Consider the following 12,213-nt stretch of genomic DNA (forward strand, 5'->3'; position numbering starts at 1 on the left):
GGACGACCCCGCCGCTCGACGATGGGCAACCGGGTGGGGACGACCCCGCCATTCCAGGACGGAGTCGCCGTCATGGCGTGGGTCACGCTGTTCTTTGCCGGATTGTTCGAGATCGGATGGGCCGTCGGCCTGAAATACACCGAAGGCTTCACCCGCCTGATGCCCAGCCTGCTGACCGCGGCGGCCATGCTGGCGAGCCTGGTGCTGCTGGGTTATGCGCTGAAGACGCTGCCGCTTGGAACGGCCTACGCGGTGTGGACCGGCATCGGCACGGTCGGCACCGCCCTGCTCGGCATGTGGCTGTTCGGCGAACCGGCCGGCGCGCTGCGCCTGCTGTGCATCGCCGCCATCGTCGGCGGGATCGCGGGGTTGAAGCTGCTGCACGGGTGAGGGATCGCCGGGTGCCCCCACCCTCTCGCATCGGCGGTTTGTCCCCTCTCCCCCCCGGGGAGAGGGTTAGGGTGAGGGGGGCGCGTGGCGGCCCTCCACCAAAAATCCAGCATGTGCATCCCCCTCACCCCGACCCTCTCCCCAGGGGGGAGAGGGGGAGAGTGCCGCGAGGGGGAAACCGTATCTGCCACCCCTCACAGCGCCTCCGTCCGGCAGGTCAGCGCCAGCGTCTCGGCGGTGTTGGCGATGGCGGACAGGCAGACCTCCGCCCGTTCCGCCGGGATCGAGACGGAAAAGCGCAGCACATAGCGCTCGCCGCTGCGGTCGGGCAGGGTCTGGGCGTCCAGCCGGACGATGTTGGCGTCGAACTGGGTGAAGATCTCTGACAGCCGCGCGACGAGGCCGGGCTGGTCGCCGCCCGACACCTCGACCCGGTGGGTGATCAGCGCCTGCGGGCCGGGCTGCGGATCGAAGGCGAAGGGGGTGACCTTCACCTCGGCGCCGGCCAGCACCGGCAGCGACGACAGGCTGTCCTGCACCTCCGCCACCGTCAGTCCGTCGGGCAACTCGCAGACGGCGGAGAATTCCGCACCGCTGCCGAGCGAGGCGAAGGTGGCGTCGCGCAGGTTGATGCCCTGCTCGAACAGATGGCTGGTGATGCCGGATACCAGCCCGACCCGGTCGGGGCAGAAGGTGGAGACCAGGGCCAATCCCGTCATGGCGTTCCTCCCTAGACGATGATGATCGTGCCGCCGTGATGCGGCCGTTATACGCGATCATCGAAGCGGTCTATCGGGAACTCCAGCGGAAAAACAGCCCTCAGTCCGCGAACAGCCGGCGGGTGGCGGCGCTGATGGCATGGAGCTCCGCCGCCAGCGCCGGGTCGACATCGTCGACATAGTGGGAGGCGAGCAGGCCGAAATTCAGGTCGTCGGCGCGGTCCAGCCGCTTGGCGCCATCCCGTGCCGCACCGTCCACATAGTCGAGCTGGCGCTGGATGCTGGTCAGCCAGCCATTCTCCGGTTCCCGCCCTGCCAGTGCGGCAACCCCGGCGGAGGCGCGGGCGATGCGTTGGCGCAACTCGTCGGTGGTGGCGATGTCGGGCATGGCGGGACTCCGTTGCAGAGGGACGGCGGCCGGTCACGGCCTTACTGGACGGGGCCGCCGCTGGTCACGCCGGCCTTGACGCTGTTGGGGATCACGACCTGGGTGCAGCCGCCCTGCGTCTGGACGCTGGTGCCGGGGGTGCTCCAGCTGTCGACGATGGGGGCCGCGATCGACTTCAACCCCTGGCCGGCGGGTAGCACCGCCTTGTATTCCGCGCGGCCTGCGCCCGAGATGCCGAGGCAGTCCGGGGTGGCGGTGACGACGGGCGAGAAGAAATTGCCGAACCGGATGCTGTCGTAGCCGGTGCGGACATACTGGAACCATGCGGTTCCGGCCGGAATGTCGATCACCTCCAGCGGCTTGGAGAAATCGATGCCCTTGGAGTCGTCGCCATAACGGGCAGAGGTGAGGTCGGTCGAGGCGTAGAAATAGCTCGCCACCACCACACGTGCGTTCAACTGGTCGGCTCTGGCGCCGTTGGCCTTGGCGACGGCCGCCTGCTCCGGTGTCGGCGCGGACTGTGCATGGCCCTGGCCCGGCAGTGCGGTCGCCAACGCCAGGAAAAACGCGAATATCACTCCGCTCATGGAGCGGAAATGAAAGGTCTTCATGGTCGTTCAATCCAGTAGGTTGAAAATATCCGGAAGAACGATACCGATGAAATCGAGAGTTCCAAGCCCCGAATGCGGATGGGGCCGGACCGCAACGGCGGCCCGACCCCTTTCCGATGGCTGGGAGCTGCGGTGCCCGGGCCGCCGTCAGGCGGCGGTGCCGCCGACCGTCAGGCCTTCCAGCTTCAGCGTCGGCTGGCCGACGCCGACCGGCACGCCCTGGCCGTCCTTGCCGCAGGTGCCGACGCCGGGGTCGAGGCGGCTGTCGTTGCCGATCATCGACACCTTGGTCAGGCTGTCCGGGCCGTTGCCGATCAGGGTCGCGCCCTTGACCGCCGGGCCGAGCTTGCCATCCTCGATCAGGTAGGCCTCGCTGGCCGAGAAGACGAACTTGCCGTTGGTGATGTCCACCTGGCCGCCGCCGAAATTCTTGGCGTAGATGCCCTTCTTGACCGAGGCGATGATCTCCTCCGGGCTGTGGTCGCCGTTGCGCATCACCGTGTTGGTCATGCGGGGCATCGGGTGGTAGGCGAAGCTCTGGCGCCGGCCGTTGCCGGTCGGGCGCATGCCCATCAGGCGGGCGTTCATGCGGTCCTGCATGAAGCCGACCAGGATGCCGTCCTCGATCAGCGTGGTGCACTGGCCGGGCGTGCCCTCGTCGTCGACGCTGATCGAGCCGCGCGAGTTCTCGATGGTGCCGTCATCGACGATGGTGACGCCGGGGGCGGCGATGCGCTGGCCCATCAGGCCGGCGAAGGCGGAGGTCTTCTTGCGGTTGAAGTCGCCCTCCAGCCCGTGGCCGATGGCCTCGTGCAGCAGGATGCCGGGCCAGCCGCTGCCCAGCACCACCGTCATCTCGCCGGCCGGGGCGGGGACGGAGGCGAGGTTGACCAGCGCCTGGCGCAGCGCCTCGTCGACGAAGCCGCGCCACGTCTCCGGCTGGATGTAATGCTCGTAGGTGACGCGGCCGCCGCCGCCATAGCCGCCGGTCTCCATCCGGTCGCCCTCGGCCACCACGACGGAGACGTTGAGCCGCACCAGCGGGCGCAGGTCGGCGACGCGCACGCCGTCGGCGCGCATGATCTGCACCGCCTGCCATTCGCCGCTGATCGAGCAGCTGACCTGCCGAACCCGCTCGTCCTTGCCGCGGGCGTAGGCGTCGATGTCGGCCAGCAGCTTAACCTTCTCCTCGAAGGGGACGAGATGCAGGGGGTTGTCGGGCATGTAGAGCGCCCGGTTGGTGCCGGCCGGCGGCTCGGCCAGCGTGCCGGTGTGGCCGGACTGCACGGCGCGCACGGTGGCGGCTGCGCGGCGGATCGCCTCTTCCGACAGGTTGCTGGCATGGGCGAAGCCGGTCGCCTCGCCGGCGATGGCGCGCAGCCCGAAGCCCTGGGTGGTGTCGAAGCTGGCCGACTTCAGTTTCCCGTCGTCCCAGCCCAGCGACTCGCTCTGGGCATATTCCAGATAGAGCTCCCCATCGTCGGCGTTGTGCAGGGCGTCCTGCACGACGCCTTCCACGCGGGCGCGGTCCATGCCGGCGCGGTTGAAGAAGAGGTCGTCGGTGACGGCAAGCGCGCTCATGGAAACTCCGAACGTCTGATGGGGCCTGGTTCCAAGGTAGGACACAGTGTCATAGCGGGCGGTCTCGCGCCCTGCCTTGCGATGTGTTCTAACGGACTGACTATAGTGTGGCGACGCGCGAGCCGTCCGGCAAGCTTTGGCGGCAAGGTTCGGCGGCGAGGTTCGGCGATGCGCCGCCGGTCCGGCCGGGCACGAGGGGCAGGCAAGGCCAGCGAAGTGGGGGGAGGGGCGACGATGAACGACGGTGCGGTGCGGACGGCTGCGGGGATGCCGGTCGGCGGCGGTCCTGCCGTGGCGATGGCCGGGGCGATGGCCGGGGCTATGGCCGGCGCGGTGGGCGGTTCGCGGACCCTGCGCGACCATCCGTTGCGCCAGACCCTGACCAACGAGGTCCATGCCCGTCCGCCCGAATCGCTGAACGCCCCGGTGCGGGCCACCATGCTGGCGATGCTGTCGGGCGAGGGGGCGGCGGAGGCGGAGCGGCTGCACCTGGAGGCCCTGTGCGACTGGGCCGGCGTCGTCCACCCGCCGCAGGGGGCGACCCACCACAGCGCGTCCTTCGGCAGCTTCCACCTGAAATGGGAGCGCCACACCGAATTCTCGACCTGGACTGTCTTCCGGCCCAGCGCCATGGTGGCGGGCGCCCTGGCCGACCCCTTCGTCGATCCGGCGCTGTCGGCCTTGCCGCGCGACTGGCTGGCCGGGCTGCCCGGGGATCTGCTGGTCGGCATCCATGTCGCCGTGCTCGACGCCGACATGCCGGAACCGTCGGCCAACATGATGGCGGCGATGTTCGGGTCGGAGAGCTATGTCGGCTCGCGGATCGCCGGCCGCTCCGCCACCGCCTGGACCGATTTCCGCATCCATGGCGACGGCTTCTCCCGCATGCTGGTCGCCGACCATTCGATGACGCCGCGCCAGACCGGCCGGGTCGTCCAGCGCCTGCTGGAGATCGAGACCTACCGTGTGCTGGCCCTGCTGGCGCTGCCGATGGCACGGGGGGTGCTGCCCCGTCTCGGCCCGATCGAGGCCGGGCTGTCGGAGGTCACCACCCGCATCGCCGGCCTGCGCGGGCTGGAGGACGAGCGCGACCTGCTCGACCGGCTGACCCTGCTGGCGGCGCAGACCGAGCAGATCGCCGCCGAGACCGCCTTCCGCTTCGGCGCCGCCCGCGCCTATTACGAGCTGGTCGAGCGGCGGATCGAGGAACTGCGCGAGATCCGGATCGAAGGGTTGCAGACCGTCCAGGAATTCATGGACCGCCGCCTGACCCCGGCCATCCGCACCTGCGAGGCGGTCGAACAGCGCATCGAGTCGCTGTCGCAGCGGGTGGCGCGGGCCAGCACCCTGCTGCGCACCCGCGTCGAGATCGCGGTGGAGGGGCAGAACGCCGAGCTGCTCCAGTCGATGGACCGCCGCGCCCAGCTGCAGCTGCGCCTGCAGGAGACGGTGGAGGGGCTGTCGGTGGTGGCGATCAGCTATTATCTGGTCGGCATCGTCGGCTATGCCGCCAAGGGCTTGAAGGGGTTCGGGCTGAAGGTCGATCCCGACATGCTGGTCGGGCTGATGATTCCCATCGTCATCGCCTTCGTCTGGTCGGGGGTGCGGCGGATCCGCAAGGTGCTGGTCGGCGGGCATTGAGGGGAGCCTGCCCTTATCCGGGCGGGTCACGGTCTCGAACTTCAGCCGGCGGCAGGGTGCTATGCATGATGTCAAGGCAATGGACGCGATCTTTCCGGTCGGCGAAATGTTTCGTTCGCTTCATGCCCCTCTGTTTCGTTTCTCTGGAAATCCTTCCGCTGTTTGACGGAGATGTCAGGAATGTTTCCGGGCATTAACGCACTGTCACAAAACATCGGATTTGCCCCAATAGTATCCACTACTGGAGTATGCATAATCGACCTGAATTGAGTGAACGCGGATGGAGCGGGCGATGTTCGGGCGGGGGAAAAACAATCGGGTGCTGGCGCAGAAGATGGCGGCGCTCGACGCGCTGCGGGCGAAGGTGATGATTGCGGACGAGAATTTGACCATCGTCCATGTCAACCCCGCGGCGGCGGCGCTGCTGCGCGAGGCGGAAGCGGACCTGCGCAAGGAGTTGCCGCGGCTCGACGTGAGCCGGCTGGTCGGCAGCAACATCGACATCTTCCACAAGAATCCGAGTCACCAGCGCGGAATGCTTGGCGCCCTCACCAAGCCGCACAGCGCCACCATCAAGGTCGGCGGCCACCAATTCGACCTGCTGGTCACGCCGCTGACCGACAATGGCCAACGCATCGGCTTCGTGGTCGAATGGGCCGACGCCAAGGAGCGGCTGGAGAATGTCGATTACGCCAGCCAGATGGTGGCGATCAGCCGGTCGCAGGCGGTGATCGAGTTCACCACCGACGGCGTCATCACCAAGGCCAACGAGAATTTCCTGAAGGTGATGGGCTACCGGCTGGACGAGGTGGTCGGCAAGCGCCACGGCATGTTCGTCGAACCGGCCTATCGCGACAGCCCGGACTATGCCCGTTTCTGGGACACCCTGCGCCGCGGCGAGTTCCAGGCGGCGCAATACAGGCGCATCACCAAATCCGGCAAGGACGTGTGGATCGAAGGCGCCTACAACCCGATCTTCGACGAGAAGGGACGGGTGACGAAGATCGTGAAGTTCGCGGTCGACGTCACCGCGCAGGTCTCCCTGCTGAACAACCTGAAGGGCATGATCGACCGGAATTTCGGCGAGATCGACCAGGCGCTCCTCCTGTCGAACGAGGAGGCCGGCTCGGCCAGCGCCGCCGCCGAGTCGACGTCGGCAAGCGTGCAGATGGTGGCGGCCAGCGCCGAGGAACTGGTGTCCTCCATCGGCGAGATCTCGCAGAGCATGAGCCGCGCCCGCGCGGCGACCGACGGCGCCTTCGACCGTACCGTTGCGGTCGGCGCGAGCACCGAGCGTCTGGCGGCGGCGGCCCAGGCGATGAACGGCATCGTCGGGCTGATCAACAGCATCGCCGGCCAGATCAACCTGCTGGCGCTGAACGCCACCATCGAGGCGGCGCGTGCCGGCGAGGCCGGCAAGGGCTTTGCCGTAGTGGCGAGCGAGGTGAAGAACCTCGCCAATCAGGCGGGCAGGGCGACCGAGCAGATCTCCGCCGAGATCGAGGGCATCCAATCGACCTCCAGCGAGGTCGCCAACGCGCTGACCGCGATCCGCGAGGAGGTCACCGCCGTGCGGGAGCATGTGACCGGCACGGCGTCCGCGGTGGAGGAGCAGAGCGCCGTCACCCAGACGATGTCCTCCAGCATGCAGACCGCATCCGCCGCGGTGGCGACGGTGACCGCCAACATCACCGCCATCTCCGCCACGGTGGAACAGGTCAGCAGTGCCGTCGCGCGAACCAAGGAGGCGGCGCTGGTCCTGGTCCGTTGAGAAGGGGGCCGTTGAGAAGGGGGCCGCCAGGATGGGTCAGCGCCGGTGGAATTCCGGCGGGCGCTTCTCGAAGAAGGCGGTGATGCCCTCCTTGGCCTCGCCATGGTGCAGCGCCTCGACGAACAGGTCGCTTTCGCGGGCGAGCTGGGTGGCGAAGCTGCCATAGGCCAGTTCCATCAGCTTCTTGGCCCGGCCCATGGCGCCGGCGGGTCCGTCCGCGATGATCGCCGCCCAGTCGATCGCCGCGGTCAGCGCCCGGCCGGGGGCGGTCACGCGGTTGACGACGCCGGCGGCATGCAGGCGCGCCGCATCGACCGGTCCGCCGGTCAGCATCAGCTCGGCATAGAGCTGCGGCGGCAAGGCCCGGGCCAGCGAGGCCGAGGCGCCGCCGTCGGAGGTCAGGCCGACCTTGACATAGGCGGTCAGGAAGCGGGCGTCCTCGGCCGCGACGATCAGGTCGCAGGCCAGCGCCAGCGAGAAGCCGGCGCCCGCCGCCGGCCCTTCCACCGCGGCGAGGATCGGCTTGGGGCATTCGCGCATCGAGCGGACCCAGCCGTGGAAGCGCTCGATCCCGTCCCGGTTCTCCGAGCGCGAGCGGCTGCCGTGGTGATAGAGGTTGTTCAGGTGCCCGCCGGAGCTGAAGGCCCCGTCTGCACCGGTCAGCACGATGGCGCCGATGCCGGGATCGTGCGTCGCCTCGTCGAGCGCGTCGCGGCCGGCCGCCATCATCCGCAGGCCGAGCGCGTTCCGGGTGCCGGCGTCGCTCATGGTCAGCACCATGACGCGGCCCTGGCGTTCAACCGTCATGCTGCCGGTATCCTGACGTTCGTTCATGGTCGTTTCATCCCCGGTTGTCGTTGTCCGGCGGAGTGCCCGGCGGAGGGAACCTCGCCGACTGGTGGAGGCATTGTGTCAGTGGCGCGGTGCGGCTCCAATCCGTCCGACCGGTATAGGAAGCGGGCGGCATGCGCGGGAAGCGCCTGTTTTTCCGCAATACCCCGTCCTACCTTGGGGTGAGGCTTATCGACGCGGAGATGGCGGGGGATGGCTCTGGCACTGGGCGGGCAAGGACAAGGACAGGGACAGGGGAAGGGACGGGGAAGTGGGTACGTGATGGCGGCGCCGGTGCCGCCCTATGCCAACCGTGCCGTCATCCTGCTCTGCGTCCTGGCCTTCGTGGCACGGCTGCCGCCGGAATCCTTCGCCTTCGTCCCCGCCTATTTCTTCGGAACCGTCGAGCTGGCCGGCCCGTTGCCGACCGCGGCGCTGTGGCGGGGGCTGTTCGGCCATGTGCTGATCCATGGCGACCTGACGCATCTGGCCTCCAACATGGCGGTGTTGTGGCTGCTGGGCGACGCGGTCGAGCGGGAGGCCGGGCATGTCCGACATCTGCTGCTGTTCACCGGCGGCACCGTGGCGGCGGCCTTGACCGAGGGGGTGCTGGCGGCCGACCGCATGGCGCCGCTGATCGGGGCGAGCGGGGCGATCTGCGCGCTGATGGGCGCCTTCCTGTGGCTGCGTCCGCGCCGCGGTCCGCTGGCCCGGCGCTGGCTGCGGCGGCTGGTCCAGGGAGTGATCGCGGTCTTCGCGCTGCTGAACGCGGCGATGATGCTGATGCCGCCGCCCGCCGATTCGCCGCTGTCGGAGGTCGGCTGGGGCGCCCATGCCGGCGGGCTGGCCGCCGGGCTGCTGCTGGGGGCGCTGCTGTGCCGGCCGGGACGGTCGGGCCGGCCGGCACCGGGCGGCACCTGAACGGTTGCAATTGCTGGACATGACCGGAATACTCCCGCGGATTTCAGCGGGAGGCGGTGAGGAATGAGCGGCGATACGGTCCTGGGCGTCATCGGTGGCAGCGGTCTCTACGACATCGACGGGCTGGAGAACACCCGATGGGTCGAGGTGGCGACGCCCTTCGGCGCCCCATCCGACGCGCTGCTGACCGGCGAGCTGGCGGGCCGGCGGCTGGTCTTCCTGCCGCGCCACGGCCGCGGTCACCGCATCCCGCCGTCGGAGCTGAACTTCCGCGCCAACATCCACGCGCTGAAGCAGCTGGGCGTGACCGACATCCTGTCGGTGTCGGCGGTCGGCTCGCTGAAGGAGCATCTGCCGCCCGGCAGCTTCGTGGTGATCGACCAGTTCATCGACCGCACATTCGCCCGCGAGAAGAGTTTCTTCGGCAGCGGGCTGGTCGCCCATGTCGGGCTGGGTCATCCGGTCTGCGGCCGGCTCGGCGACCTGATCGAGGAGGCGCTGGTCGAGCTGGACATCCCGCACCAGCGGCGCGGCACCTACATGGTGATGGAGGGGCCGCAATTCTCCACCGTCGCCGAGTCGAACCTCTACCGCAGCTGGGGCTGCGACGTCATCGGCATGACCAACATGCCCGAGGCCAAGCTCGCCCGCGAGGCGGAGATGTGCTACGCGACCGTCGCCATGGTCACCGACTATGATTGCTGGCACGAGGGTCATGACCATGTCTCGGTCGATGCGGTGATCAAGGTGGTGGTCGCCAATGCCGGCAAGGCCCGCTCGCTGGTGGCGGCGCTGGCCCCGAAGGTCGCGGCGCGCGACGGGCTGTGCGCCCAGGGCTGCCATACCGCACTCGACAACGCCATCATGACCGCGCCCGCCCACCGCGACCCGGCGATGCTGGAAAAACTGGCGCTGATCGTGAAGCGGGTGCTGGGCTGAGCCGGAGCGCCGCGGTGCCCGGAGATCTTGCGGGACATTGCCGACAACGCGGAAAAGCACTATTTTCGGGGAAGGCGTGACGGGGTCGTTACCCCCGGCACGCCCGCCCGATCAGCGGTTCAGATACTCGAGCACCAGCTTGAGCAGCTGCAACAGCAGGATCAGGAGAGTGAGGATCTGATTCATCCTCGTTCCCTCCGTCAGAGCGGCGCGGGCGGTGGCCGGTCCACCGCCCCGACCGCCCGGCAACCATGCCAAGCACCCCTGCCGTTTGCACGACGTAAGTTGCATGTAATTTTGCATGCTCGCTTTTGTGCGCGCGGAAAACACTTGCCAATGGCAAAGGTCTTGGCGAGGGCGCCTGACGGGCCGGCGGCCTGCACCCCCTGAACGAAAGTAGGGGTGTGACCCTCACCGGACGTCGCATATATCATCGGTACACGTAACCATTCGGGCAACGGCAAGACGGTTTTGCGGTTGATCGATGCGGCAGATGGCGGTTGTCCGGAACAATCGCCAATGCTCGCGCCGGCCTGCGATGCAATGCTTCTGTAATTCCGGGAAGCGGCGGCGGCGATCCGTTGCCGGTGCTGTAATGCGTCCAGATGGTCTTTTCCACGGAATGGAAAAGCTGCGGACCGGCTGTGGAATGGAAGCCATGCAATTTGAAGAATTGCCGGATGCCCGCTTCGATTTCTAGGATTGTTCGGCCACTATAGTGTCCGCTGTTCGGCAAATGGCGCCATCCGCAACAGGCGTCATGGCCATAACGATGAGGAAACGTTCATGAAGCGTCGTTCCTTCCTGACCTCGGCCGGCGTCGGCGTCGCCGCCAGCACGCTGGCGGCTCCCGCCATCGCGCAGTCGCAGCCGGAGATCCATTGGCGCCTCGCGTCCAGCTTCCCCAAGAGCCTGGACACCATCTATGGCGCCGCCGACACCATCGCCGCCCGCGTCGCCGCGGCGACCGACGGCAAGTTCACCATCCGTCCCTTTGCCGCCGGCGAGATCGTCCCCGGCCTGCAGGTGCTGGACGCGGTGCAGAACGGCACGGTCGAGTGCGGCCACACCGCCAGCTATTACTATGTCGGCAAGGATCCGACCTTCACCTTCGACGCGACGGTGCCGTTCGGCCTGAACGCCCGCCAGCAGAACGCCTGGATCTACAATGGCGGCGGCATGGCCCTGCTGCGCGAGTTCTTCGACGGCTACGGCGTCATGAACTTCCCGGCCGGCAACACCGGCGTGCAGATGGGCGGCTGGTTCCGCAAGGAGATCAAGACCGTCGAGGATCTGAAGGGCCTGAAGTTCCGCATCGGCGGCTTCGCCGGGCAGGTGCTGGCCAAGCTGGGCACCGTGCCGCAGCAGATCGCCGGCGGCGACATCTATCCGTCGCTGGAAAAGGGCACCATCGACGCCGCCGAATGGATCGGCCCGTACGACGACGAGAAGCTGGGCTTCAACAAGGTCGCCAAATACTACTACTATCCGGGCTGGTGGGAAGGCGGGCTGAACGTCTCGCTGCTGGTCAACAAGCAGCAGTGGGAACAGCTGCCCAAGCAGTACAAGGCCGTCCTGGAGGCCGCCTGCTTCGAGGCGAACCTGACCATGAACGCCAAGTACGATGCCGAGAATCCGGCGGCGCTCCGCCGTCTGGTCGCCGGTGGCGCCCAGCTGCGCCCGTTCCCGCGAGACGTGATGGAGGCTTGCTACAAGGCCGCCACCGAGCTGTATGAGGAAACCGCGAAGACGAACCCGAAGTTCGCCAAGATCTACGAGCCGTGGAAGAAGTTCCGCGACGAGGAATATCTGTGGTTCCGGGTTGCCGAGAACTCCTTCGACAACTTCGCCTTCACCGCCGGCCTGAAGCGCTGACGGCAGGCGCCGGCGAAAAAGCCCCGCCCAAGACCCCCGCGACCCGACCGGTCGCGGGGGTCTTTCCTTTCAGGCCATCTTCTTCAGGCGGGGCGGCCGGGCGCCAGCAGGTTGGCGATCATGGTCTGCACCACCTCGCCGTCCTGGTTCAGGGTGGTGGTCTTCACCCGCAGGATGCCCTGGTCGGGCCGCTTGGCCGAGCGCCGGGCTTCCAGCACCTCCATCTCGATGCGCAGCACGTCGCCGGGCCGGGTCGGCCGCGGCCAGCCGATCTGATCGACCCCCATGCCGATATAGCCGCCGGCCAGCCGGGCGTCGCTGCCGACGATCATCCGCATGGTCAGCCCGGCGGTGTGCCAGCCGCTGGCCGCCAGCCCGCGGAACAGCGTGTCCTTCGCCGCGTCGGCATCCAGGTGGAAGGGCTGCGGATCGAACTGGCGGGCGTAGGCGACGATCTCCGCCGCATCGACGGTCAACGGTCCGCCGGTGAAGCGGTCGCCTACCGTGACATCCTCGAAATAGCGCATCCCCCGGGCTCCGTTCGTC

At 68.0% G+C, this 12,213-nt stretch carries 12 protein-coding genes; 6 read left to right on the forward strand and 6 right to left on the reverse strand.

Going from position 1 to position 12,213, the window contains the following annotated elements; genetic code table 11:
• Positions 1-72 precede the first annotated feature (72 nt).
• Positions 73-390: a quaternary ammonium compound efflux SMR transporter SugE gene (gene sugE, locus AL072_RS10455; RefSeq protein ID WP_045582310.1), complete on the forward strand. Its 318-nt coding sequence runs from the start codon at positions 73-75 to the stop codon at positions 388-390.
• 194 nt (positions 391-584) lie between these two features.
• Here sugE and AL072_RS10460 read toward each other — a convergent pair whose 3' ends face one another.
• The 4 genes from AL072_RS10460 to tldD all read right to left on the reverse strand — a co-directional run bounded on the left by AL072_RS10460 (position 585) and on the right by tldD (position 3,689).
• Entirely contained in the window at positions 585-1,109 is a 525-nt protein-coding gene (locus tag AL072_RS10460) for a glycine cleavage system transcriptional repressor (RefSeq protein WP_045580387.1), read from the reverse strand.
• Positions 1,110-1,209: 100 nt separating this feature from the next.
• Positions 1,210-1,497, reverse strand: coding sequence for an immunity protein Tsi6 family protein (locus tag AL072_RS10465; protein WP_045580386.1), 288 nt, complete (start codon positions 1,495-1,497; stop codon positions 1,210-1,212).
• A gap of 41 nt (positions 1,498-1,538) precedes the next feature.
• Entirely contained in the window at positions 1,539-2,108 is a 570-nt protein-coding gene (locus AL072_RS10470) for a polymorphic toxin type 46 domain-containing protein (RefSeq protein WP_045580385.1), read from the reverse strand.
• 147 nt (positions 2,109-2,255) lie between these two features.
• Positions 2,256-3,689 carry a metalloprotease TldD gene (gene tldD / locus AL072_RS10475; RefSeq protein WP_045580384.1) on the reverse strand — a complete coding sequence of 478 codons (1,434 nt, stop codon included), beginning with the start codon at positions 3,687-3,689 and terminating at the stop codon, positions 2,256-2,258.
• A 297-nt stretch (positions 3,690-3,986) separates the two neighbouring features.
• Between tldD and AL072_RS10480 the strand changes: the two genes are divergently transcribed.
• Together AL072_RS10480 and AL072_RS10485 are read left to right on the forward strand one after the other, a co-directional pair.
• Entirely contained in the window at positions 3,987-5,330 is a 1,344-nt protein-coding gene (locus AL072_RS10480) for a DUF3422 family protein (protein WP_245636798.1), read from the forward strand.
• A gap of 319 nt (positions 5,331-5,649) precedes the next feature.
• Positions 5,650-7,101, forward strand: coding sequence for a methyl-accepting chemotaxis protein (locus AL072_RS10485; RefSeq protein ID WP_245636652.1), 1,452 nt, complete (start codon positions 5,650-5,652; stop codon positions 7,099-7,101).
• 36 nt (positions 7,102-7,137) lie between these two features.
• Here the strand turns inward: AL072_RS10485 and AL072_RS10490 are convergent, their stop codons facing one another.
• Positions 7,138-7,935 (reverse strand): oxepin-CoA hydrolase, alternative type, encoded by a 798-nt coding sequence (locus AL072_RS10490; protein WP_045580382.1) that lies wholly within the window; start codon positions 7,933-7,935, stop codon positions 7,138-7,140.
• Positions 7,936-8,214: 279 nt separating this feature from the next.
• Here AL072_RS10490 and AL072_RS10495 point away from each other — a divergent pair, with 279 nt between their 5' ends.
• The 3 genes from AL072_RS10495 (at position 8,215) to AL072_RS10510 (ending at position 11,667) form a co-directional block, all read left to right on the forward strand.
• Positions 8,215-8,853, forward strand: a complete 639-nt coding sequence (locus AL072_RS10495; protein WP_245636799.1) for a rhomboid family intramembrane serine protease — start codon at positions 8,215-8,217, stop codon at positions 8,851-8,853.
• A gap of 63 nt (positions 8,854-8,916) precedes the next feature.
• Complete coding sequence (locus tag AL072_RS10500; RefSeq protein WP_045580380.1) at positions 8,917-9,792, forward strand: S-methyl-5'-thioadenosine phosphorylase; 876 nt, start codon at positions 8,917-8,919, stop codon at positions 9,790-9,792.
• Between the two features lie 786 nt (positions 9,793-10,578).
• Positions 10,579-11,667 (forward strand): TRAP transporter substrate-binding protein, encoded by a 1,089-nt coding sequence (locus tag AL072_RS10510; protein ID WP_045580378.1) that lies wholly within the window; start codon positions 10,579-10,581, stop codon positions 11,665-11,667.
• Between the two features lie 83 nt (positions 11,668-11,750).
• On the opposite strand, the gene AL072_RS10515 is transcribed toward AL072_RS10510, so the two are convergent.
• On the reverse strand, positions 11,751-12,194 hold the full coding sequence (locus tag AL072_RS10515; RefSeq protein WP_045580377.1) for a MaoC family dehydratase: 444 nt from the start codon (positions 12,192-12,194) through the stop codon (positions 11,751-11,753).
• Positions 12,195-12,213 lie beyond the last annotated feature (19 nt).

It is taken from the genome of Azospirillum thiophilum (genome assembly GCF_001305595.1).
GTDB classification, from domain to species: Bacteria; Pseudomonadota; Alphaproteobacteria; order Azospirillales; family Azospirillaceae; genus Azospirillum; species Azospirillum thiophilum.

Excerpts from the sequence above, each read along its gene's own strand:
- AL072_RS10465 (WP_045580386.1), bottom strand. The coding sequence starts at position 1,497 with ATGCCCGACATCGCCACCACCGACGAGTTGCGCCAACGCATCGCCCGC.
- sugE (WP_045582310.1), top strand. The coding sequence starts at position 73 with ATGGCGTGGGTCACGCTGTTCTTTGCCGGATTGTTCGAGATCGGATGG.
- AL072_RS10460 (WP_045580387.1), bottom strand. The coding sequence starts at position 1,109 with ATGACGGGATTGGCCCTGGTCTCCACCTTCTGCCCCGACCGGGTCGGG.
- AL072_RS10470 (WP_045580385.1), bottom strand. The coding sequence starts at position 2,108 with ATGAAGACCTTTCATTTCCGCTCCATGAGCGGAGTGATATTCGCGTTT.
- AL072_RS10510 (WP_045580378.1), top strand. The coding sequence starts at position 10,579 with ATGAAGCGTCGTTCCTTCCTGACCTCGGCCGGCGTCGGCGTCGCCGCC.
- AL072_RS10495 (WP_245636799.1), top strand. The coding sequence starts at position 8,215 with ATGGCGGCGCCGGTGCCGCCCTATGCCAACCGTGCCGTCATCCTGCTC.
- AL072_RS10500 (WP_045580380.1), top strand. The coding sequence starts at position 8,917 with ATGAGCGGCGATACGGTCCTGGGCGTCATCGGTGGCAGCGGTCTCTAC.
- tldD (WP_045580384.1), bottom strand. The coding sequence starts at position 3,689 with ATGAGCGCGCTTGCCGTCACCGACGACCTCTTCTTCAACCGCGCCGGC.
- AL072_RS10515 (WP_045580377.1), bottom strand. The coding sequence starts at position 12,194 with ATGCGCTATTTCGAGGATGTCACGGTAGGCGACCGCTTCACCGGCGGA.
- AL072_RS10480 (WP_245636798.1), top strand. The coding sequence starts at position 3,987 with ATGGCCGGGGCGATGGCCGGGGCTATGGCCGGCGCGGTGGGCGGTTCG.
- AL072_RS10490 (WP_045580382.1), bottom strand. The coding sequence starts at position 7,935 with ATGAACGAACGTCAGGATACCGGCAGCATGACGGTTGAACGCCAGGGC.